The following is a 21,041-nucleotide window of genomic DNA, read 5'->3' as shown; positions in this document are numbered from 1 at the left end:
TGCGAAGGATCAACCGTGCCAGTCGAACCATTCGCCATAGGGATGGCAGGTGGCGAGCACGCGGCGAGCACCGTCAGGCCAGCAGGTCAGCGCCAGCTCGACCTTCTCGCGCCCCTCGGTCCATTCGAAGCTGAGCCAGGCGAACGGGCGCGCATCGGTGGCGCGCGCGCCTGCCGCATGGATCGCGTCGATCACCGCACTGCGGGCAGCGCGGCCGAGATACTGGATCACCATCGAGTGGAAGACGACGCGGCACACCCCTTCGCTCTGCGGCGCGGCGACCTGTTCGGGCAGCCACAGAGTCGCGTCGGCGCGGGTCAATTCGGGCGGATGTGCGCGGGCGATGCGCAAAGCGGTCTTCAGCCGTTCGATCCGGCGCGGTTGATCCGCCCAGACAAAAGCGAGCAGGCGCGCGCGCGCGCGCCGGTCGGCGGCGTCGAGCGGGTTCAGATCCACTCCGCGCGCCGCGACCACCTCGATCGGGGCCGCGACCGGTGTCATCCCGCGCCATTCGGGCGCAATCCGCACCGGCGAGGCGGGATCACCGGCAATCACGCCATCGAGATCGTAGCGATAGCGGGCCAGGTTGAGGTTGAGTCCACAGCTCGACCCGATCTCCAGCAGTTCGACCGGCATGCCCGTTCGCACCCGCAGCGCCATCAACGCAGCCGCGAAACCTGCCGCACGTGCGACTTCGTTGGTCTGGGTCGGCTCCTGCATCCAGCGAATGATGAAGTCGTCATGCGCGGCGAGTGCGCCGCCAATCGCGCGGTCGAACTCGTCATGCTCGCGCTGATAGAGCGCGCTAAGGTCCGCGACATTGCCGCCCCGCGCCAGTGCGTGCAGCGCCGCGTTGAACCGCATCGCCAGCGCCGCCGATGAGGGATCGTCGGGCCAGCCGTCGATCAGCGCTGCGGTGTGCGGCGCGCGGTGCAGCTGGCGGTCGCCGGCCTCCAGCACAGAAGCGACGAAATCGGAACCAAGGGCGCGGATGACCCGAGACTGGCGGCGTAGCTCCCCGTGGGAACCGACGCGCGTCATCATGTTCATTCGACTTCCCCCAACCGCGCAAACGCGGCCCAACATTTCATTTGAATCGGGCCGTGGACGCCACCACGGCCCGGTTCGATCACGCCGCGTTCCACACAGCGGCACCCATCGTCTGCGCGACGCGGCTCTGCATCGCATGGACCGGACTGCGCCCGCCTTCGACGGTGAACTGCGCGGCCTGATCGGCGAGATGGGTCACCTCGTTCACCAGATCGCGCGCGGCGGCCGAGCTCTGCTCGACCATCGTGCTGGTCTGGCGGGTAGTCTGGTCCATCGTCCCGATCGCCGAACTGACTTCGGTGATCGCAAACGACTGCGCGTGATTGTCCTGCGCGATCCGGTCGAGCAGCGAGTGGACCTCGCTCACATCGGTCGAGATATCGACCAGTGCGCTGTCGACCTTCTGGACCATCTCCACTGCAGCCACGATATCGGTCTGGGTCGCGGTCAGCTGGTCACGCGCCCGGCCCGCCTCTTCCTCGGCGCGCATCGCCAGCGCGGAGACGAGGTCGGCGACGACCGCAAAGCCACGCCCGGCTTCACCGGCGCGACCCGCCTCGACCGCCGCGTTCATAGCCAGAACCCGGGTCTGGAACGCGATCTTGTCGAGTCCCTCGATCACGCTGTCGATGCCCTTGGCGCTGTCTGCCACGCGACCCATCGCCTCGACCGCCCCCTCGGCGACCGATCGGCCATTGGCGACGGTGCCGATCGCGCCGTTCGCACGCTCGACCGTCTGGCCGGCGGCGGCTGCGGTGGTCTTGAGTCGCTGGTCCATCTGGACGATCGCGGCGGAGGTCTGCTCCAGGCTCGCGGCGTTCGCCTCGGTCCGGCGGGCAAGATCCTCTGATGCCTCGGCGATCCGGCCGGAGCCGGAATGGATCGAGGCAGTTGCCTCCATCACCGATGCGATCAATCCGCGCAGGCTGGTGACAGCGGCGTTGAAATTGGCCTTCACCGCCGCATAGTCGGCGGGGAAGTCGGCGTCGATCTGTGCCGTCAGATTGCCCCCGGCCAGCTCGGACAGCTGCGCCGAGACGATCTCGACCACCATCTTCTGCTCGGCCTCGGCCTTGGCCGCCGCCGCGTCGGTCGCCTGCTTGGCGACTGCAGCGTCGCGGAACACCAGCACCGCGCGTGCCATGTCGCCCAGTTCGTCGGCGCGCTCGGCACCCTCGACATCGACGTCGTTGCGGCCCGATGCCAGCGTGCTCATCGTATTCGTCAGCGATGCGATCGGGGTCGCAATGGCTCGGCTGAGCAGCCAGGCCAGACCGATGGCAAGGCCGATCAGCGCGATCCCGCCGACGATCAGCACCGTCGTGGCGGTGTCCATCGCCGATTCCTGCGTCTTCGCGCCCTCTTCGATGATCGCCAGTTCGGCGTCGCGCACGTCGCGCAGCGGCAGTACAGCGGCACTGACCAGCACCGCCTTGCCCGCGCCCTGCACCTCGGCCTGCGCACCCGCAAGATCTCCGCCGTCAACGCGCTTGATCAGGCGATCGCCCCATTTGGCGCGCCAGTCGAGCGTTTCCTTGCGCGACACCCGCACCGCTTCGATCAGCTTGGGATCAGTCAGTTCGGACTCGAGTTCGGCTGACGCCCTGTCATAGTCGACGCGCCCTTCCTCATAGGATTTGAGGTAGGACTTGTCGCCCGTGACGAGATAGCCGCGCATCTGGCTGTTCTGCCGCAGGAGCGCCGTTTCCAGCGCAAGCGCCTTGGCATAGCGGCTCTGCGCGGCCGTGTTCGCGTCGGTCACCGACCGGATCGCCGAAATGTTCGAGAAGAACACCGCCATCATGACCGCCGCGGACGCGCATATGATCAGGAATGAAAGGCCCAGCTTTCTCGGAATCTTCAGGGACTTCAGCATGCGTGCAGCTTCCAGCTCAATCTAGAGATAAGGTCGGTGCCGGGACGCGAACGCCCCGGCACCCCGTAGGTCAGAAAGAGAAGCGAACCGACCCGGCGACCGTGCGTCCGTTGAGCGCGCGGGCAGTGACCACACCACTCGCCGGGATCGCCGGCTGGTTGACGTCGGTCAGAGCCAGCGTGTCGAACAGGTTGTTCGCGGTCACGCCCAGCTGGACATTGTCGGTCAGGCGCACCTGCGCGAAGCCATTGACCAGCGTGTAGCCGGGCAGTCGCAGCTGGTTGCTGTCCTGCGCGAAGCTGCCCGTCGTGCCGACAACATTGGCACCGACGGTGAAACGCTTGCTCTCATATTGCGCGGTGGTCTGATAGATCAGGTCCGGCTGATGGCGCGGCGTGTTGCCCACTGCCGCGGCGTTGAACTGGTCCTTGGCGATCTCCGCCTTGGTCCAGGTCGCGCCCGCCGTCACGCTGAACGGCCCGTACTGATAGGCACCCTCGAACTCGAGGCCATAAGCCTCATAGGTGCGATAGATGCGCTCGACCTGTGTCACGCCACCTGCGCTGGTGTTGATCTGCATGTTGCGTTCGTCGGTGCTGGCCCAGAACCCCGTCAGGTTCAGGGTCAGGTTTGCCTTGCGGAACTTCACGCCACCCTCGGCCTGCTTGACCAGGTCATAGGCGTCGGCCTGATCAACCAGACCGCCCGTCACCGAGTTATGCCCCGGGTTGAACAGCGGGCCAGTCGCAGCCGCGCGCCCACCCTTGCTGTAACGGGCGAACAGCGCCATCTCTTCGGCGACGCGATAGTTCACGCCCGCCGAATAGCTCACGAAGTTATAGTCGAAATCGACCGGTGCCGGGGTGGTGAGCGGGATGATGCCGGAACGGGTTTCCGGTGCCGAAATCACGCCGTCACCATTGATGTCGAACGGCGCGATCGGGGTGCGCCCGCCGCCCAGCTCGCCGCCATAGATCGACCCCTGTGCCTTGCCGCTGTTGAAGCGGACGCTGGCACCGATGGCGACCTTGCCGATGTGGAAGTTCAGCGAGCCGTAGGGCGCGCTGGTGTCGAACTCGACGTCGTATTTGCGGCGATAGCCGGTAGTGACGAGCGCCGCGCTATAGGCAAAGACGCCGTTCTGCGTCTGCGGTACGCCGCCGGCGGTGGTCACGTTGATCAACGACGCTTCGCCATTGCCGCGCACATCGCTAATGACCGAGGTGAACAGCCAGTCGGTGTTCATCCACTGGCGCGACTTGTAGTAGCCTGCAGTGAAGGTCAGCTTGCCGCCGCTCAGGTCCCAGACCCGGCTGGCGCGCAGATCGTTGGTCATGTTGTCGAGGCTGTTGATCTGGATGTTCATCAGCAGCGACGCAGCGAGCAGACCGTTGCCGTTGAGCGCCGATGGCGTGGCAATCGCCTGGCCAGTGTTCGGACCGGAAGCGTAGCTCAGCGTCGCGCCCGGACCGCCCAGCGACTGGGCAAGCGCCGCCGCCGGCGCGACAGTCAGCGGGAAGTTCTGGAGCATCTGGCCCGAAATGTCCGCGAAACGGAACCGTTCGGTGATCGTCCAGCCGGCGATGTCGAACTGCGACTCAAGGCCGATCGCCTTGACCACCGGGTTCAGGCCGTCCTTCATGTCGAACGCGCGCACGGCGTTGTTGCCGTCGCGAGTGACCTGGGTCGGAATATAGGCCGACAGCATCGAATCCTTGCTGATGTCGAAATTGGCGACATTCTCGTAGTTCGGCTTGTCATTGGTGCCGGTCACGCGCAGCGGCGCGAAATAATAGGTCGGCACGCGATCATCGAGATATTTGGCGTGCAGACGGACATAGCCGTTCGGCAATTCCTTGGTGATGTTCGCCTTGATCTGGCCGCCGCGATATCCGGTATAGCCGGTCGCGCGCGGCCCTTCGCCCTCGCGATAGAAGCCGCCGACCTGATAGCGCAGCGTGTCGCTCAGGCGACCGCCATAGGTGAAATCGGCGCGGTACATTTCCTCGCCGATTCCGGTGGTCGCCTGAACTGCGCCACCCTCGGTTTCACCGGTTTTGGTGATGAAGTTGATCACGCCGCCCGGCGCGTTCGACGCGAAGGTCGACGACGATCCACCGCGGATCGCCTCGACCGCGTTCAGCGAGGAATCGACGCGCAGGAACATGTCGGTGCCGAGGAACGAGAAGTCGCCGAATTCGAGGATCGGCAGACCGTCTTCCTGGAACTGGAGATATTTCGAGCCGATCGACGCGAGCGGAAGACCGCGGATCGTGTAGCTGTTGTTGGCGACCCCCGACGAGGCCTCAACGCGGATGCCAGGGATGTTGCGCACGATCTGCGCGACCGAGCTCGGCTCCAGCTTGTGAACTTCCTCGCCGCGGATCGCGCTGGTCGAGGTCGCCTGATCGAGGCGATCACGGCCCTTGGCCACGCCGGTCGAGAACACTTCCTTGCGTGCCTCGGGCGCGTTCTGCGCGGCAGCCGGTTCGGCAGTGTCGGCGTCGCGTGCATGTGCCGGCGCGATCAGTGCCAGCGGCGCGGCGGCCAGGAGAAGAAAATACTTGGTCATTCGTGCGTGCCCACCCTTGAAGATCTGTGCCCGCGCCACCCGGCCGGGCATTACCCATGTTTCCGCCCACCGCAGAACTACGGAGAAGGCGTCGAGGCTATGATAGGAAGGGCGCGCGGTTTCGGTTTTCGAAGTTCAGGAATCTTTGAAGCGCTACAGGCAGATAAACTCTGAATATCGTGGTGAACGGCCGAACCATTTTGAGTAACGAACGCCGCGACTCACGCGAATTCGCCGGTTTTTCGTGCGATCGGCCAGTACGCAGCGGCGCGGGCTAACGATTGCTTGCGCCGCGCCGCCGTAATCTTCCGCAGGCGCGGGTCATCACTGCGCGAAGAGGCGCATGCGGCGCTAAACCGTGAACGTTCAGGCGGTGGCGCCGACCTCGGCCTCGTTCCAGCGCAACGCCTTCAGCACCGTCTCGACAATGTGCGGCGCATTCAGCCCCGCCTCGTCATATTGCAGCTCGGGCTTGTCCTGATCCTGGAACCGGTCGGGCAGCCGCATCGTGCGCAGCTTCAATCCCGCGTCGATCAACCCCTCGTCGCTCGCCATGGTCAGCACATGCGCGCCGAGCCCGCCAACCGCATTCTCCTCGATCGTCACCGCGACCTCGTGCGTGGTAAGCAGGCGGCGGATCAGCGCCTCGTCGAGCGGCTTGGCGAAGCGCAGATCGGCGACGGTGGTCGACAGCCCCTTGGCCTCCAGCGCATCGGCGGCCTTGAGCGCCTCGGCCAGCCGGGTGCCGAGCGACAGGATCGCGACCTTCTTGCCTTCGCGCACGATCCGGCCCTTGCCGATTTCCAGCACCTGCGGCTCGGCGGGCATTTCGACCCCGACACCGTTGCCGCGCGGATAGCGCACGGCAATCGGACCGGAATCGTGTTCGACCGCCGTTTTCGTCATATGTGCCAGTTCCGCTTCATCGGCGGCGGCCATCACCACGAAATTGGGCAAGGAGGCGAGATAGGTAACGTCGAAGCTGCCCGCATGGGTGCAGCCATCGGCACCAACCAGCCCGGCGCGGTCGATCGCGAAGCGGACGGGGAGGTTCTGGATCGCGACGTCGTGGACGACCTGATCGTATGCGCGCTGGAGGAAAGTGGAATAGATCGCGCAAAAGGGCCGCATGCCCTGTGCCGCGAGCCCTGCGGCAAAGGTGACGGCGTGCTGTTCGGCGATTCCGACATCGAAGCTACGTTCCGGGTGTGCCTTGGCGAATTTGTCGACGCCGGTGCCCGACGGCATCGCCGCGGTGATCGCGCAAATCCTCGGATCGGTCTCGGCGAGCTTCGCCAGCGTTTCGCCGAAGACATTCTGATAGGCGGGCGGCCCCGGGGGTGCCTTGGCCTGGGCACCGGTGATGACGTCGAACTTCTGGACGCCATGATATTTGTCCGCCGCCGCCTCGGCGGGCGCATAGCCCTTGCCCTTCTGGGTCACGACATGGATCAGCACCGGGCCTTCCTTGGCGTCGCGGACATTTTCCAGCACCGGGATCAGGTGATCGAGATTATGACCGTCGATCGGGCCGACATAATAAAAGCCCAGTTCCTCGAACAAGGTGCCGCCGGTCGCCATGCCGCGCGCATATTCCTCGGCCTTTGACGCCGCGTTGGTCAGGCGGCGCGAAATCTTGCCGGTGATCTTCTTGGCAAGGTTGCGCAGCCCGAGATATTCTGAGCTGGACACCACCCGCGCCAGATAGGCCGACAGCCCGCCGACCGGCGGTGCGATCGACATGTCGTTATCGTTGAGAATGACGATCAGCCGGTTTCCGGCCTGTTCGGCATTGTTCATCGCCTCATAGGCCATGCCCGCGCTCATCGCGCCATCGCCAATCACCGCGATTCCCTTGCCCGGCGTGCCGGCGAGCTTGTTCGCGACCGCAAAGCCGAGCGCGGCGGAGATCGAGGTCGAGCTGTGCGCCGCGCCGAACGGGTCGTACTCGCTCTCGGCGCGCTTGGTGAAGCCACTGAGCCCCCCGCCCATGCGCAACGTGCGGATGCGGTCCCGCCGCCCGGTCAGGATCTTGTGCGGATAGCATTGGTGGCCGACGTCCCACACCAGCCGGTCGTCAGGCGTGTTGAACACATAATGGAGCGCCACGGTCAGCTCGACCACGCCCAGCCCCGAACCGAGATGCCCGCCGGTGGTGCCCACCGCGCTGATCGTTTCGGCGCGAAGTTCGTCAGCAAGCTGGCGCAATTGCACGGACTTGAGCTTGCGCAGATCGTGGGGGAGTCGACGGTGTCGAGCAGCGGGGTCGTGGGACGTTCGGACATTCGACCGCATTTACTCCAGCGTGTTGGCCCTGTCCAACAACTGACACCGGGCACCGCGCACGGTCATGAGCAAAAACTGAGATGTGCGTGAAAGCGGCGCCGACGCAGCGTCAATCGCGTGCGAGCGTTTCGACCGCAGCCACGGCAGCGGCAAAGCGCGCGTCCCAGGTGCCGCGAATCGACACCCAGTTCACGCCAGCTTCCTCCAGCACATCGCGGGTCAGTCCGGCAAAGCGCGCGCGGCTGGTGTCCGAACCATAGACGCGGGTGCCGTCATCGACCCAGGCAACGTCCGGTTCCAGCAACAGATAGAGGTCGGCGCGGGGATGGTTGAGCAAGGCGGCGGGCGCGCTGCCCAGCATCATCCGCGCCCAGGCCGTGGTCATCAACGCATCGGTATCGGCGAACAGGAAGCGCGTCGCCCAGCGCTTCCACGCCGCGATCGTCGCGCTCTGCGCCTCCCCGATCATCGTGAGGTCGGCGGCGTCCATCTCGATCCCATGCACCTCGGCCTGTGCGCGGCCATATTCGGGCACCCAGACGCTGCCGAAATGCCGTGCCAGCCGCTCAGCCAGCACCGATTTGCCGGTGCTCTCGACCCCGTGCAGCACCACCGTGCGGGTGTAATGCGCGCGCACCGGGCCGGGGAGGAAGGCGGCATGCGCCCAGGGATCGGCGCGCACCGCGCTGCCCGACAGGCCGCCGATCCCTTCGGGGTCCGCCGCCATGATCCGCCCGCCGAGCGGGACGAACAGGCCGCCGACCTCCGCCGCTAGCCGCTTGCCATAGTCCTCGCCCGCGAAGAGCAGGTCGATCGCTTCGGGATGCACCGTGCGGACGATGTCGCGCCAGATCGGCCAGAAATCGAGGCTTTCGTCGGGCGACTGCGGCACCGGCGCGCCATGCCCGATCACCTTGCAATCGGGCAGCAGCTCACGCATCCAGGCGAGCCGCGCTTCGCCGGGGATCGGATCGTCGGGCAGCCAGCAGACCAATACCGTCAGCCGGTCGCACATCGCGCGCGCGGCACGCGCCAGCGTCAGATGCCCGGCATGCGGCGGCATGAACTTGCCGAGCAGGAAGCCGCGCTTCACCGCGCCGCGCCCAGTTTCGCGCGCCACGCAAACAGCCCCCACACCGCCATGCCGAGGAAGATCGCGTAGAGAATCGCGGTGGGATACAAGCCCCGGCTCCAGAACAGCCCGACCGCGACAACATCGACCGCGATCCACAACAGCCAGCTTTCGACGCGGCGCTGCGATTGCAGGATCTGCGCCGCGACGCTCATCCCCGCCACGGCCGCATCGGGATAGGGCGCGACGGCATCGGTAAAGCGCGCCATCATGGCACCCCATGCGATGCTTGCGAGCGCGGTCCCGACGATCCAGCCGATCCGCGCCGAATTGGTCAGCCGCCCGACCGCAACGCCATGATCGACCCGGTCGCTACGGCTCCAGTTCCACCAGCCATAGAGCTGGATGGCGAGGAAGAAGATCTGGAGCAGGGCGTCGCTGTAGAGCTTCGCATCGGCGAACACGAAGAAGTAGAGCGCGACCATCGCGATGCCGAACGGGTAGTTCCACAGGCTGCGCCGCGCCACCAGCGCGACATTGACCAGCCCCAGCGCCGCCGCGGCAAGCTCGACCGGGTTCAAATTGGTGGCTTCAGTCGCAGTCGGCGCACTTGCCGCGCACCTCGATCACCGGGCGCACGGGCGAGAAGCCAGCGCCCTTCGCCGCCGAACGGACGGTGCGGGTGATCGAATCATCGTCGAGATGCGTGGTGTTGCCGCACGAGTCGCACACCAGAAAGATGCAGTCGTGCAGACAATCGGGATGCGCGTTCGCGACATAGGCGTTGGCGCTTTCGACCCGGCGCGCCAGGTTCGACGTCACGAACAGGTCGAGGATGCGATAGACGCTGTTCGCCGCGACCCGCCGCCCTTCGCGCTTCGATACCGCCTCGGCGATGTCATAGGCGGACGCAGGCTTGTCGAACCCGGCCAGCACCTCGAAGATCGACGCGCGCATCGCTGTCCACTGCTCGCCCGCCTTTTCCAGAGTCGCCTGGGCGGCGACGGTCAGGTCGGACCCGTGATGTTCGTGATGATCGTGCGCGTGCATGAGGGAAATGTAGGCGCGTGCGGTGCGCCGGGCAAGCGCCGGACTCAGTAAGTCGCCCGGCGGTTCAGGTCATGCCCCAGCGCCAGAATCGCGACGCCGATCACCGTCCACACGATTTCCGGCCCGCCATGCTCCAACGTCAGCGCGCCGGCCATGATGCCAAGGCCGAAGGCACCGACCGCGGCGGGCATCATATAACCATGCTTCAGAATGCCCCGACCCAGCGCAATGATTCCGAACAGGATCGCCAGCACCAGCCCAACCTCATGGATCAGCGGGTGCATCAGCGATCCGGCGGCTGACGCGAGCGCGAGAAACACCGTCGTCGCCAGGCAATGCGCCAGGCACAGGCTCGACAGCCCGATCGCAAAGCGATCGAAGCGCATGTCGACCTGTTCCCAGAATCGCGGGGCGAGCACGTTGTGCATGGGCGCGATATAGAACGGGAGCGGCAAAGTTACAACATAACATCCGCGCGCGACTCTGGCTTTTACGGTTTTCGGCGCATAGACCTGCGCGGGTGTCAGAGTTCCGCCATCCTATCCGCCCGCGCGCCATCGCCAACTGGCTGACGGTCGTCGCCGCGCTCATCGTCCTGATCGTTGTGGTCGGGGGCATCACCCGTCTGACCGAATCGGGACTCTCGATCACCGAGTGGAAGGTGGTTTCGGGCATATTGCCGCCGCTGTCCGAAGCGGCGTGGCTCGCCGAGTTCGAGAAGTACAAGCAGATCCCCGAATATCAGCAGGTCAACCAGGGGATGAGCCTGGCGGCGTTCAAGTTCATCTATTTCTGGGAATATATCCACCGGCTGCTCGGACGCGTGATCGGCCTTGCCTTTGCAGCGCCGCTGGTCTGGTTCGCGTGGAAACGGGCGATCCCGCGCGGTTATGGCTGGCGACTGGTCGGCCTGTTCGCACTGGGTGGACTTCAGGGCGTGATCGGCTGGTGGATGGTCAGTTCCGGTCTCGCCGAGCGCACCGATGTCAGCCATTTCCGCCTCGCCGCGCACTTGTTGCTGGCGCTGTTCATCCTTGCCGCGCTCACCTGGACCATCCTCGACCTGCGCCTTTTGGCGCGCGACCCCGGCTATCGCCAGGCGCGATTGAACGGGTTTGGCTTCGTCGTCGCGCTGATCCTGTTCGTGCAATTGCTCTACGGCGCCTTCACCGCCGGGCTGAACGCCGGGCTGGTCACCGATCAATGGCCGCTGATGAACGGCAAGCTCTTCCCGTCCGAAGTGCTCGCCGTGCGCCCGTTCCTCGACGCCATCATCAATGACCCGGCGATGATCCACTGGATCCATCGCTGGTGGGCCTGGGTCGCGGTCGCCGCGCTGATCCTGCTCGCCCGCCGCGTCCGTTCGGCCGGAAGCCGCGCGGCTTCGGTGGCGATCCACAGCGCCTTCGGTATCCAGATTGCGCTGGGCATCGCGACGGTGATGACCGGGGTCGATATCACTTTGGGCGTGCTGCACCAGTTTGTCGGCGCATTGCTGGTCATTGCCGCCGCGTGGGGCATGCACGTCACCGGGCGGCGCGTGCGCGGCTATCGCGGATGAGCGACGTCGCGCTGATCCACGTAACCTTTGCCGACGCGGCAGAGGCGGAGCGGATCGGTCAGGCGATGGTCGCCGCGCGGCTCGCCGCCTGTGTCAACCTGCTCGGCCCGTGTACGTCAATCTATCGCTGGCAGGGCGCGGTCGAGCGGGGCGAGGAACATCGCGCGCTGTTCAAGACCACACCAGAACTCGCCCGCGAACTGGCCGATGCGATCGCGGCACAGCATAGCTATGACCTGCCGGTGATCGAGATCTGGCCGGTCGCGGCGGGCAATTCGGTGATCGATTGGGTGCGGGCCGAAACTCGGTGATCGCCGCTGCACTGCTGATCCTGGCCCAGGCCGCGCCGGTCTTCGCGCCGCCGCTCGACCGCGCGCTGACCATGACGACCGAAACAGTGCGCACCGAAGGGCCAACCTCACGCAGTTTTGTCGCCCGCCGCACGCTTCGGTTCACCGCCGCACCGGACGGCTATCGCGTGGCGGTGACTCTGGAGGATGCCGGGGCGGGCGAGGAAGAAAGCGATCCCGCCGGCCTGCTGCGCAGCGGCTTCACGCGGCTGGCGGGACGCACCGTCGTCCTGCACCTCGACCGCACAGGGACCGTGACCGGCGTCGACGATGCCGAAGCGACCTGGCGCGCCGTGGTCGAAGGGATGGCGGCGCTCGCCCCCGATGGCAACGACCCGGACACGCAACGCCGCGCCGCCCGCGTCCGCGCGATCGTCGCGGCGCTGCAGGCCCAGCCCGAAGCGGCGCGACGCAAGATGCTCGCCTCGCTCGTCGCGCCGCTGATCGCGCCCGAGCTGGTGGTCGAGGCTGCGACCCCCGCCCCACCCCGCGCGGTGCGCGTGCCCGCGACATCGGTCTATGGCCGGGCCGAACTGGATGGACTGCGCAGCGTGCGGTCCCGCCCCGACGGGGTCGAAATCTCGGTCAGCGCTACCGGTCCGATCGCGGTCGCCGGGCCAGATGGGCAAGCGAGCGCCACGATCACCCTCGAAACGCTACGCCGGGTCAATCCCGAAACCGGGCTGGTGGTCGAGAGCCGGGAGTTGGTCGAGACGCTCGGGCCGGACGGCAACCTGCGCTCCGAACGGCTGACGGTCACGCGACTTGCGCAATAGGGTATCCCAATACCCGTCAGCAATCCCGCCATTTGCTTGACTTTCGACTCCCATTTCGTCAATTGGCCGCCGTTCGCGCCGTCCTGCGCCAGTCTGGCAAGGGGCGGCGTCATTCATTTCAATCCAAGAGGTCTGGCCCCATGAAGGCGCTCATGAAGACCACCAAGTCGGTAAAGCCGGCCGAAGTGGAAAAGAAGTGGCACATCGTCGATGCCGAGAATCTGGTCGTCGGTCGCGCTGCGGTCGTCATCGCCAACGTCCTGCGCGGCAAGCACAAGACGAGCTTCACCCCGCATGTCGATTGCGGTGACAATGTCATCGTGATCAACGCGGACAAGGTGCGTTTCACCGGCAAGAAGCTGGCGGACAAGGTCTATTACAAGCACACCGGCTATGCCGGCGGCATCAAGGAAGTGACCGCGCAGAAGGTGCTGGAGGGTCGTTTCCCCGAGCGCGTTCTGGAAAAGGCGGTCGAGCGCATGATCCCGCGCGGCCCGCTGGGCCGTCAGCAGATGCGCAACCTGCGCATCTACAAGGGCGCCGAGCATCCGCATGCGGCGCAGAACCCCGAGGTCCTCGACATCGCCGGCATGAGCCGCAAGAACAAGGTGGGCGCATAATGTCCGACAATCGCCAGTCCCTTTCCGATCTGGGTGCGATCGCCGACGGCGCACCTGTTTCCGAAGCCGCCGAAGCCGGCGTTGCGACCCCGGTCGTTTCGACCACCCCGCTGCGCCAGCAGGAAATCGACAAGCTGGGCCGCGCCTATGCGACCGGCCGTCGCAAGGACGCCGTCGCCCGCGTGTGGCTGAAGCCGGGCTCGGGCAAGATCACGATCAACGGTCGCGATCAGGAAGTCTATTTCGCGCGTCCGACGCTGCGTCTTGTCATCAACCAGCCGTTCGGCGTTGCCGAGCGTGACGGCCAGTATGACGTGATCTGCACCGTCAAGGGCGGCGGGCTGTCGGGCCAGGCCGGTGCGGTCAAGCACGGCATCGCCCAGGCGCTGACCAAGTATGAGCCGGTGCTGCGCGCGCCGGTCAAGGCGGCCGGGTTCCTGACCCGCGACAGCCGCGCCGTCGAGCGCAAGAAGTACGGCAAGGCCAAGGCCCGCCGCAGCTTCCAGTTCTCGAAGCGCTGATCGGTCGACAGTCCGATCTTCGGAATGCGAAAGGGCGGCCCATCGGGCCGCCCTTTTTCGTTGTGCGCCAATGTGTTGCCCGAACGCATCGTAAAACTACGCAACGTGACGCTCGATACGATCGTCTCTTGACGCGCGTACAAAGCTGCATAGCCTTCCTCTCTGACCGCGTGCTTTGACGAGGCCCGCGACATTTTATGGGGGAAATCATGATCTTTGCTCGCACCACGCGCGCCTCGCTGCTGCTGTCGGCCGCAGGATTCGGCCTTTGCGCGATCGCCACGCCGGCGCTGGCCAATGACGGCACCGCCGCAGGGCCGCGAATCGACTCGGCCGGTTCGTCGCTGGACGCGCATAGCAGTCGCCCGGATGCGGCGATCGACGTCGCCCACGCTCCCGGCGCCCCGCTGACGAACGGCGGCTTCGTCTCGCCGGACGAAGCGGAGGAAACGCCGCAGATCACGATCAACAACAACTTCACCCCGGTCCAGGCCTATGACCCGACCAACATCACCGGCATTGGCCAGATGGTCACCGACGCCGGCGGTGGCAGTGTCGGCCTGTGCACCGGGACGCTGATCAATCCGCGCACCGTGATCTTTGCCGCGCATTGCGTAAACACCCGCGCGGCCACCGCCTATGGCGCGAACACGGGCGGCGTCGGCATTGGCGTCGGGTTCGAGACCAATACCCGCGCCAATGCGGCTGGACAGACCGACGAACTCGTGCGCTGGCTGTTCGGCACCGGTGCCACCCAGGCGGGCCGTTTCCAGAGCAACACGGCGCAGCATTTCTACAATATCAATCAGGTCTTTTACGATCCGCGCTCGCGGAACGCGGCCTCGTGCACCAGCCCGACCTCCTGCTTCCTTGAGGCCGATGTCGCGACCGCCGTGCTCGACACCCCCGCTGCCGGCGTGCCGACCTGGGCGCTGCTGTTCTCGCCGCTGCCCACCCCCGGATCGATCGATCCGGCGACCGGCACCGGCTATCATGTCAACATCGCCGGCTATGGCAGCTTCGGTACCGGAACCACGGGTGCGGCGAGCAGTGGCAATTTCCGCCGCCGCGCGGCGGAGAACATGCTGGGCGCCCTCGTCTCGATCAACACCCGCAACGAGTTTCTGTTCGGCACCGCTGGCTCGCCCTCGCGGCCGCAGCAGCTCTATTTCCTCGATTTCGACGATCCCGCGCGCGGCACCGCGACCGCCAATCCGCGTGACTTCAACGGTTTCCGCGACAATGCGTTGCCACGCGAAGGCCTGACCGGCCCCGGCGATTCGGGCGGCCCGCTGATCCTCGACCGCCATTTCTCGAAGCAGGTCGTGATCGGCGTGCTGTCGGGCGGATCGACCTTCTTCACCGGTCAGCCGGGCGGCAGCTACGGCACGCAGAGCTTCTATCAGCCGCTGTTCCTCTATTGGGACTGGATCGTCGCCAACAATCCGTATCGTTACGTCACGGCGCTCGCGGGCAACCGCAACTGGGAGGACGGCACGGCCTGGGTGACCGAAATCGATCCCAATTATCAGATCATCTCCGGCGGCCAGCTGGTGAATGGCGTACCGACGCATACCGGTGCCGCCAATTCGGGCAACGGCCCGCAGTTCGGCGAACTCTGCTTCCAGTCGCCCAGCACGTCGGCCAACCCCGCCGTCAACGAGTGCGAGAACATCGCCACGGGCGCGCCGCGCAACAACGTCCCGAACGGTCCTGCTGACGCCAGCGCACCGGCGATCGCCGACGTCACCGGCAGCTACGGCCTGACGATGGGGCTTGAAACCGCTGCCGCCGATCCCGGCTATACCGATACCGTTCGCCCGGCGCCGACCATCGCCAACGGCCTGCCTGGCGCGACCAATTTCGTGCCGAACAATGTCGATGGCGTCCGCACCACCGGGCAGATCGGCCGCTATTACGACGTAACGCTGCGCAACACCGGCGTGATCACGCTGAATTCGGCAGTGGTCGTCGATCGCTTCTCGATCGCGGGCGCGACCTCGCAGCTGAACATCGCGAGCGGCGCACGGCTGACCAGCCTGATGGAGATCCAGCAGCTCACCGGCACGATCCAGAATAATGGCCAGCTGACATCGGTCGGCGATTATCTGCTGCTGTCCGGCCTGCTGACCGGCAGCGGAACAGTCACGGCCCCGTTCACCACCAGCGTGATGGGCAGCATCGCACCTGGCACGATCGGGACGACGGGTACGCTGACCTTCCATGGCGGCCTTGTCCTCTCGTCGGGCTCTGGATATCTGGTCGACCTGGGCGCGAACGGCGTATCGGACCGGATTGTCCTGGGCAGCGGCGGCATCGCCAATATCGGCGGCAATCTGCAGATCAGCTTCTCGGCGGCGACGCTTCGGGGCGGCAACAGCTACACGATCCTGTCCGCACCGGCCGGTGTCACCGGCACCTTCAACGCGCCGGCCGCATTCAGCGCGATCCTGCGCCCGACGCTGACCTATTCGTCGAGCGCGGTGACGTTGAACGTCGTTGCTGGCAGCTATGCCAGCGTGGTCCCGGCGTCGAACCCGGTTGGCTTCGCCTGGGCGCGCATCCTCGATGCGAATCGCGGGCAGGCGGCCAATTATGACGCGCTCTACGGTCCGCTCGACCTGCAGAACGCGGCAACGATCATCAGCACGCTCAGCGGCTGGGCACCGGCGGCCGAAACCACCGCGCGGACGCTCGGCATCGCATCGACCGACTCGACGTCAACCTTCATCCGCAACCGCCTGGCCGGGCTCGATCCGGCCAATCTGGGCGGCTCGATGGCCTATTATGGCAGCCCGGTGCAGGTCGCTGCGGTCGGCTTGTCGCCGATGGGCGCGAACCCGGTGCGCGCGGATATGCCGCCGCCGATGGTTCAGGAGGGCGCGCTCCCCGAAACGATGAGCGGCTTCATCTCGGGCGGCTATCTCAAGGGTGACGGTGCCGCGATGACCGGAATGGGTGGCCGCGACAATTATGACGGCTGGTATGTCGGCGCGGGCCTCGAAGTCGCGATCGACGATACCGGGCTGGTCGGATTTGCCTTCACTTACACCGACACCGACGGCACGGCATCGTTCGGAGCGCAGACCGCACGCGGCGAAGCGTTCCAGGGTACGCTCTATGCCAAGCAGCGATTCGGCGGTGCGACGATCGACGGACAGGTAACCGCTGGTGCGCTGGGCACCACGACGCAGCGTACCGCAGCCTTCCTGGGCACCAACTACACGCTGCGCGCCAAGGACAGCGCAATGGTCGTGGGCGGTGAGGTCGGCCTGGGCTTCGACGCCGGAACCGATGCGATCGAGATCGCACCGCGCGTTGCGGCGCGGGGCACCTGGATCGACTTCGGCAGCGCACAGGAATCGGGCGGCCCTATGGCACTCGACATCAATCGTGCGGACTATAACAGCCTTCAGGGTCGTGCCGGCCTGACCGTCGCTGGCAAGTCGGACGGACTGCGGCCGTTCGTCACCGCCACCTATGTCCATGAGTTCAAGAACCGCTCGCCGATTGTCGGTGCGACGCTGATCGGCGGGATCAACGGCGACGTCGCCTTTGCGCTCAACGGGCAGGACAAGGACTGGGGCGAAGTGTCGGGCGGCATCACCTTCCGCACCGGTTCGGTCGACCTGTCGCTGTCCGCGGACACGACGATCGCGCGTTCCGACCTGTCGGCGCAGAGCTATCGCGGATCGATCACCTTCCGCTTCTGATCGATCACGTTGCCGCATGAGAAGGCCGCCCCTCGCCGGGGCGGCCTTTTTCACGACATTTCGCGAACCTGCGTCTCCAGCATGCCGTCGACGACATGGAGTTCGTTGAACGACGGTCGAGTGTCACGCACCCGCTCCGACAGCGTCCCTGCGCCGATCAGTCGCATCGGGCCGGCGGGAGTCGGGTGGGTGATATCGAAGGGGTCATGGACATGGCCGGTCAGCACGCCGTGCGCGCCCGCATCGGCCAGCGCCTCCAGCGCCGCGCGTCCGCCGCGGGTATGCGACGTGCTGCGCGTCCCCGCTTCGATCAGCGGGTGATGGCAGGCCACCAGCAACAGATGATTCGCGGGCACCTCGGCGATATGCGTCAGCGTGCGCCTGAGTGCGCGGTCGCTGACATGGCCCTTTGACCAGTTGAGCCGGAATTGCGCGCGCGCAGTGGTCTTGAGCGGGACGATCGACACCCCGCGCAGGTCGAGCGGGCGCTCGATCATGCGTTCCAGCGCCTTGAACCGGCGATACGGGGTGACGAACCGTGCCCACAGGTTGAAATAGGGCAGATCGTGATTTCCGACCTCGACAGTCACGGGCCGCCCGAGCGCCTCCAGCCATGCCTGCGCCGCCGCGAATTCATGTCGGCGCGCACGCATCGTCAGATCGCCGGTGACGATTACCGCGTCGGGTCGCTCGGCGGCGACCGTTGCGGCGAACCAGTCGAGCGCCGCGCGATCCTCCGCGCCAAAATGGATGTCGCTGACATGGAACAGCCGGGTCATGCCGCATCCCCCAGCGTCGCAAGGAATATCGGTCGCGTAACGCCGCTACCGACAGGCGTTCCCCCATCCAGCGTCACCGGCTCCCCGTCGAACAAGGCAAGCACGGGGTGACGGCTCAGCGGCGCGATGCGCTTCGCCTGCCGCTGGGTGACCGCGCGTGCCGCGACCCAGTCGCCGGTCAGCCAGTTCCAGCCCAGTTCGGCAATGCTCGCCCAGTCGCGCGCGTCGATCGCATCGACTCGCAGTCCGGTGTCGGCGGGGGCTGCGAAAATCGCCTGATAGCGACCGGCCATTCCCGGAACTCCGTCCACCCGCAGCCCCCGACCGAAGGTGCGGCGCCAGGCATTGCGCGCCGCACCCGCCATCCGCGCGATTCGCCCCGCGCGCGCCGCCTCCCGTGCCCGCCCCCAATGCGCGGCAGGGCCAAGGATCAGCCCGACAAAGGCGCGATGGGCTCCGGCCTCGATATAGGGCAACGCTACCCGCTGCGCACCGCGATGCGCGGCATGGACGATAGCCGCTGGATGCGCATCGCCATGCAATATCTTCGCGAGCATGTTCATCGTGCCCCCGGGCAGGATCAGAAAGGCGCCGTCCCATTCGGCCAGCGCGCAGAGCGCCGTGTTGATCGTCCCGTCCCCCGCAAACAGTACGACCGTATCGACATCGGCGGCATCGAGCGCGGCGCGGTCGGGAATGGGGTCGCGTGGAAAGCCGGTGCGTCCGGCCAGCGCCAGCCCGCGCTCCTCGAACACTGCCTCCAGTGCTTCGCATTTCTCCTGACTCGCCGATCCGGATTGAGGATTGGTGATGAACCACAGCCGTTTCATGTCCCGCCAACGCATGAGTGTGCGATTGTTTCGTATCGCGCACGAAAAAGGGGCCGCGCGAGCGACCCCTTCCGATGATTGGACATTCCGGTCAGCGCTGCTGATCGGTCGCGCCACCCTCGTCATCGATCTCGTCCTGGCGGCGTTCGCGCTGCGAATCGGTCTGCTCGCGACGCTGCTGATTCTGCTGCTGGTCGACATTCTGGTTGCGCTGCTGGTTCTGCTGACCGCCTGGGGTCTGGTCCTGCTGACGCTCGTTCATGGCAACTCTCCTCGGATTGCCCCCGCTCATGGCCGAACAACGATCGGATGCCCCGAAACGCTCCCCCGTTCGTCGCAAAACGGACCCACCGAAACAGAAAAGGCCCACCAACTCAATGAGCTGGCGGGCCTCTATATGGTGGGCGTGGCAAGGATTGAACTTGCGACCCCTGCGATGTCAACACAGTGCTCTACCACTGAGCTACACGCCCACTCGCCTGGCGGCGAATCTCGGGAAGCGGCGCTTTAGCGGGGGTCGTCCCCCCATGCAAGCGCCGGAATCGCTTGGGCATCAATTCCGGCTGGGGATCTGTTCGGACTCGAACAGCCGGTCGACCTCCAGCACCAGATCGCGCAGGTGGAACGGCTTGGACAGCACCCGCGCCTGCGGCACCTGCTTGCCCGCCTTCAGCGTCACTGCCGCAAAGCCGGTGATGAACATGACGCGCATATCGGGCGCGATCTCGGCGGCACGCTGGGCCAGCTCGATGCCATCCATCTCGGGCATCACGATATCACTGAGCAGCAGATCGAACCGCTCCGCCTCGATCAGCGGGAGCGCGGCAGTGCCACGGTCAACCGCCGTGACCGAATAGCCGGACTTTTCCAGCGCGCGCGCAAGATACTCGCGCATCACCTGGTCGTCCTCGGCCAACAAAATCCTGATCATTCGCCCCTCGCCCGCGGCCGATGCCTGCGTCTGCCCGTCGCGATGTTATGCGCGAAGCCCTTAAGAAATTCCAGCCATACGGGGCGTTGCCGCACCGGCCATGCGGGCATAGATTTGACAGGTGAGCGCGCGCCCCCCCTTCGACCGTCACGGCCCCGAGCGTCCCGCGTCGCCGGTTGTCCTTTCGGTCCCGCATGCCGGGCGCGATTATCCGCTCGCATTGCGCGCCGCGCTCAGGGTTCCTGCGATCGACCTGATGCCGCTTGAAGATCGTCATGCAGACACGCTGGCGCTGGCGGCGCGCGGGATCGAGACGATGTTTTCCGCCAGCCGCCCGCGTGCGTGGATCGACCTGAATCGCGCCGAGCATGAGCGCGATCCTCGAATCGACGAGGGGGCCGAACCTGTGCCGGACGCCGCGCAATCGCTCAAGCTGCGCAGCGGCCTTGGCCTGATTCCCCGGCGCGCGGGCGGCGCGGACCTGTGGCGTCGCCGGTTCGCTGCCGAGGAGGTGCGTGCACGGATCGAGCAGGATCACCGACCCTATCATGCTGCGCTGGCCAATGCGCTTGCGGCGGCGCGGGCGCGATTCGGCGTCGCGGTACTGATCGATGTGCATTCGATGCCCCCCCTTGCCAGCGGTGCCGCGCGACTGGTGATCGGCGACCGCTTCGGTCGCTCCAGCGCCGCGCGCTTTGTCGCGCGGATCGAGGCGGTGGCACATGCGGCGCGAGTACGCAGCGCGATCAACACCCCCTATGCCGGCGGCCATGTGCTTGAGCGCCATGCCAACCCGGCCAGAAACATCCATGCGATCCAGCTGGAGTTCGACCGCAGCCTCTATCTCGATCGCCGCCGCGACCAGCCGGGACCGGGGCTGGAGGCAACTGCGGCGCTACTGCGCGCGATCCTCGACGCCGTCGCGGACGAAGCATTGCCGCTGGCCAACGCCGCGCAATAGCTTGCCGGATTGCGGCACCAGGCTCCTGTGAAGTGAGGCATCGGCTGAAGGCCGCAGGCCGGTGCCGCGCGTCAGCCAGGCTGAACACACAAA

Annotated in this window: 18 protein-coding genes, 1 tRNA gene and 1 pseudogene; 7 read left to right on the top strand and 13 right to left on the bottom strand. The window is 66.0% G+C overall.

Features of this window, described 5'->3' with window-relative positions; translation table 11 throughout:
• Positions 1 to 9: 9 nt before the first annotated feature.
• The 8 genes and pseudogenes from LRS08_RS11665 to LRS08_RS11630 form a co-directional block, all read right to left on the bottom strand.
• Complete coding sequence (locus LRS08_RS11665) at positions 10 to 1,041, bottom strand: DUF2332 domain-containing protein (RefSeq protein WP_260481673.1); 1,032 nt, start codon at positions 1,039 to 1,041, stop codon at positions 10 to 12.
• Between the two features lie 88 nt (positions 1,042 to 1,129).
• Entirely contained in the window at positions 1,130 to 2,926 is a 1,797-nt protein-coding gene (locus tag LRS08_RS11660) for a methyl-accepting chemotaxis protein (protein WP_260480752.1), read from the bottom strand.
• Positions 2,927 to 2,996: 70 nt separating this feature from the next.
• The gene (locus LRS08_RS11655; protein ID WP_257843539.1) at positions 2,997 to 5,498 is read right to left on the bottom strand and encodes a TonB-dependent receptor; all 2,502 of its coding nucleotides are present in this window, start codon (positions 5,496 to 5,498) and stop codon (positions 2,997 to 2,999) included.
• A 366-nt stretch (positions 5,499 to 5,864) separates the two neighbouring features.
• Positions 5,865 to 7,783 (bottom strand): annotated as a pseudogene (gene dxs, locus LRS08_RS11650) (1-deoxy-D-xylulose-5-phosphate synthase).
• Positions 7,784 to 7,893: 110 nt separating this feature from the next.
• A complete protein-coding gene (locus LRS08_RS11645; RefSeq protein ID WP_257843540.1) occupies positions 7,894 to 8,904 on the bottom strand; it encodes an AAA family ATPase in 1,011 nt (336 codons plus the stop codon).
• Positions 8,874 to 9,437: a nicotinamide riboside transporter PnuC gene (pnuC, locus tag LRS08_RS11640; protein WP_257843541.1), complete on the bottom strand. Its 564-nt coding sequence runs from the start codon at positions 9,435 to 9,437 to the stop codon at positions 8,874 to 8,876. The genes LRS08_RS11645 and pnuC overlap by 31 nt, the downstream gene beginning before the upstream one ends.
• Positions 9,438 to 9,447: 10 nt before the next feature.
• Positions 9,448 to 9,906 carry a Fur family transcriptional regulator gene (locus tag LRS08_RS11635; RefSeq protein ID WP_257843542.1) on the bottom strand — a complete coding sequence of 153 codons (459 nt, stop codon included), beginning with the start codon at positions 9,904 to 9,906 and terminating at the stop codon, positions 9,448 to 9,450.
• A gap of 44 nt (positions 9,907 to 9,950) precedes the next feature.
• On the bottom strand, positions 9,951 to 10,334 hold the full coding sequence (locus LRS08_RS11630; protein WP_257843543.1) for a MerC domain-containing protein: 384 nt from the start codon (positions 10,332 to 10,334) through the stop codon (positions 9,951 to 9,953).
• Positions 10,335 to 10,426: 92 nt separating this feature from the next.
• On the opposite strand from LRS08_RS11630, the gene LRS08_RS11625 reads away from it, so the two are divergent.
• The 6 genes from LRS08_RS11625 to LRS08_RS11600 all read left to right on the top strand — a co-directional run bounded on the left by LRS08_RS11625 (position 10,427) and on the right by LRS08_RS11600 (position 17,447).
• A complete protein-coding gene (locus tag LRS08_RS11625; protein WP_257843544.1) occupies positions 10,427 to 11,467 on the top strand; it encodes a COX15/CtaA family protein in 1,041 nt (346 codons plus the stop codon).
• Positions 11,464 to 11,778 (top strand): divalent-cation tolerance protein CutA, encoded by a 315-nt coding sequence (cutA, locus tag LRS08_RS11620; protein ID WP_257843545.1) that lies wholly within the window; start codon positions 11,464 to 11,466, stop codon positions 11,776 to 11,778. Before LRS08_RS11625 ends, cutA begins: the two co-directional genes overlap by 4 nt.
• Positions 11,775 to 12,593 (top strand): hypothetical protein, encoded by an 819-nt coding sequence (locus LRS08_RS11615; RefSeq protein WP_257843546.1) that lies wholly within the window; start codon positions 11,775 to 11,777, stop codon positions 12,591 to 12,593. The genes cutA and LRS08_RS11615 overlap by 4 nt, the downstream gene beginning before the upstream one ends.
• Positions 12,594 to 12,733: 140 nt before the next feature.
• Positions 12,734 to 13,213 carry a 50S ribosomal protein L13 gene (gene rplM, locus LRS08_RS11610; protein ID WP_257843548.1) on the top strand — a complete coding sequence of 160 codons (480 nt, stop codon included), beginning with the start codon at positions 12,734 to 12,736 and terminating at the stop codon, positions 13,211 to 13,213.
• Positions 13,213 to 13,734: a 30S ribosomal protein S9 gene (gene rpsI / locus LRS08_RS11605; protein ID WP_257843549.1), complete on the top strand. Its 522-nt coding sequence runs from the start codon at positions 13,213 to 13,215 to the stop codon at positions 13,732 to 13,734. Before rplM ends, rpsI begins: the two co-directional genes overlap by 1 nt.
• A 209-nt stretch (positions 13,735 to 13,943) precedes the next feature.
• Complete coding sequence (locus tag LRS08_RS11600) at positions 13,944 to 17,447, top strand: autotransporter domain-containing protein (RefSeq protein WP_257843550.1); 3,504 nt, start codon at positions 13,944 to 13,946, stop codon at positions 17,445 to 17,447.
• Between the two features lie 50 nt (positions 17,448 to 17,497).
• Here the strand turns inward: LRS08_RS11600 and LRS08_RS11595 are convergent, their stop codons facing one another.
• From LRS08_RS11595 to cpdR, 5 genes are all read right to left on the bottom strand, one after another.
• Complete coding sequence (locus tag LRS08_RS11595) at positions 17,498 to 18,226, bottom strand: metallophosphoesterase family protein (RefSeq protein WP_260480751.1); 729 nt, start codon at positions 18,224 to 18,226, stop codon at positions 17,498 to 17,500.
• A complete protein-coding gene (locus LRS08_RS11590) occupies positions 18,223 to 19,056 on the bottom strand; it encodes a diacylglycerol/lipid kinase family protein (protein ID WP_260480750.1) in 834 nt (277 codons plus the stop codon). The genes LRS08_RS11595 and LRS08_RS11590 overlap by 4 nt, the downstream gene beginning before the upstream one ends.
• A 91-nt stretch (positions 19,057 to 19,147) precedes the next feature.
• Positions 19,148 to 19,318, bottom strand: coding sequence for a hypothetical protein (locus LRS08_RS11585; RefSeq protein WP_257843553.1), 171 nt, complete (start codon positions 19,316 to 19,318; stop codon positions 19,148 to 19,150).
• A 136-nt stretch (positions 19,319 to 19,454) separates the two neighbouring features.
• Positions 19,455 to 19,529 (bottom strand) — tRNA-Val (locus LRS08_RS11580).
• A gap of 80 nt (positions 19,530 to 19,609) precedes the next feature.
• The gene (gene cpdR, locus LRS08_RS11575) at positions 19,610 to 19,987 is read right to left on the bottom strand and encodes a cell cycle two-component system response regulator CpdR (RefSeq protein WP_257843554.1); all 378 of its coding nucleotides are present in this window, start codon (positions 19,985 to 19,987) and stop codon (positions 19,610 to 19,612) included.
• Positions 19,988 to 20,108: 121 nt separating this feature from the next.
• Between cpdR and LRS08_RS11570 the strand changes: the two genes are divergently transcribed.
• On the top strand, positions 20,109 to 20,948 hold the full coding sequence (locus LRS08_RS11570; protein ID WP_260480749.1) for an N-formylglutamate amidohydrolase: 840 nt from the start codon (positions 20,109 to 20,111) through the stop codon (positions 20,946 to 20,948).
• The last annotated feature ends 93 nt before the right edge of the window (positions 20,949 to 21,041 follow it).

The sequence above is a fragment of the Sphingomonas sp. J315 genome (genome assembly GCF_024666595.1).
Classification (GTDB): domain Bacteria; phylum Pseudomonadota; class Alphaproteobacteria; order Sphingomonadales; family Sphingomonadaceae; genus Sphingomonas.
Note: the sequence above shows the minus strand (reverse complement) of the source record. Positions and strands in the feature narration are given on the sequence as shown.

Coding starts and splice junctions, on each gene's coding strand:
- LRS08_RS11665 (WP_260481673.1), bottom strand. CDS start 1,041: ATGACGCGCGTCGGTTCCCACGGGGAGCTACGCCGCCAGTCTCGGGTC.
- LRS08_RS11660 (WP_260480752.1), bottom strand. CDS start 2,926: ATGCTGAAGTCCCTGAAGATTCCGAGAAAGCTGGGCCTTTCATTCCTG.
- LRS08_RS11655 (WP_257843539.1), bottom strand. CDS start 5,498: ATGACCAAGTATTTTCTTCTCCTGGCCGCCGCGCCGCTGGCACTGATC.
- LRS08_RS11635 (WP_257843542.1), bottom strand. CDS start 9,906: ATGCACGCGCACGATCATCACGAACATCACGGGTCCGACCTGACCGTC.
- LRS08_RS11630 (WP_257843543.1), bottom strand. CDS start 10,334: ATGCACAACGTGCTCGCCCCGCGATTCTGGGAACAGGTCGACATGCGC.
- cutA (WP_257843545.1), top strand. CDS start 11,464: ATGAGCGACGTCGCGCTGATCCACGTAACCTTTGCCGACGCGGCAGAG.
- rplM (WP_257843548.1), top strand. CDS start 12,734: ATGAAGGCGCTCATGAAGACCACCAAGTCGGTAAAGCCGGCCGAAGTG.
- rpsI (WP_257843549.1), top strand. CDS start 13,213: ATGTCCGACAATCGCCAGTCCCTTTCCGATCTGGGTGCGATCGCCGAC.
- LRS08_RS11600 (WP_257843550.1), top strand. CDS start 13,944: ATGATCTTTGCTCGCACCACGCGCGCCTCGCTGCTGCTGTCGGCCGCA.
- LRS08_RS11595 (WP_260480751.1), bottom strand. CDS start 18,226: ATGACCCGGCTGTTCCATGTCAGCGACATCCATTTTGGCGCGGAGGAT.
- LRS08_RS11590 (WP_260480750.1), bottom strand. CDS start 19,056: ATGAAACGGCTGTGGTTCATCACCAATCCTCAATCCGGATCGGCGAGT.
- LRS08_RS11585 (WP_257843553.1), bottom strand. CDS start 19,318: ATGAACGAGCGTCAGCAGGACCAGACCCCAGGCGGTCAGCAGAACCAG.
- cpdR (WP_257843554.1), bottom strand. CDS start 19,987: ATGATCAGGATTTTGTTGGCCGAGGACGACCAGGTGATGCGCGAGTAT.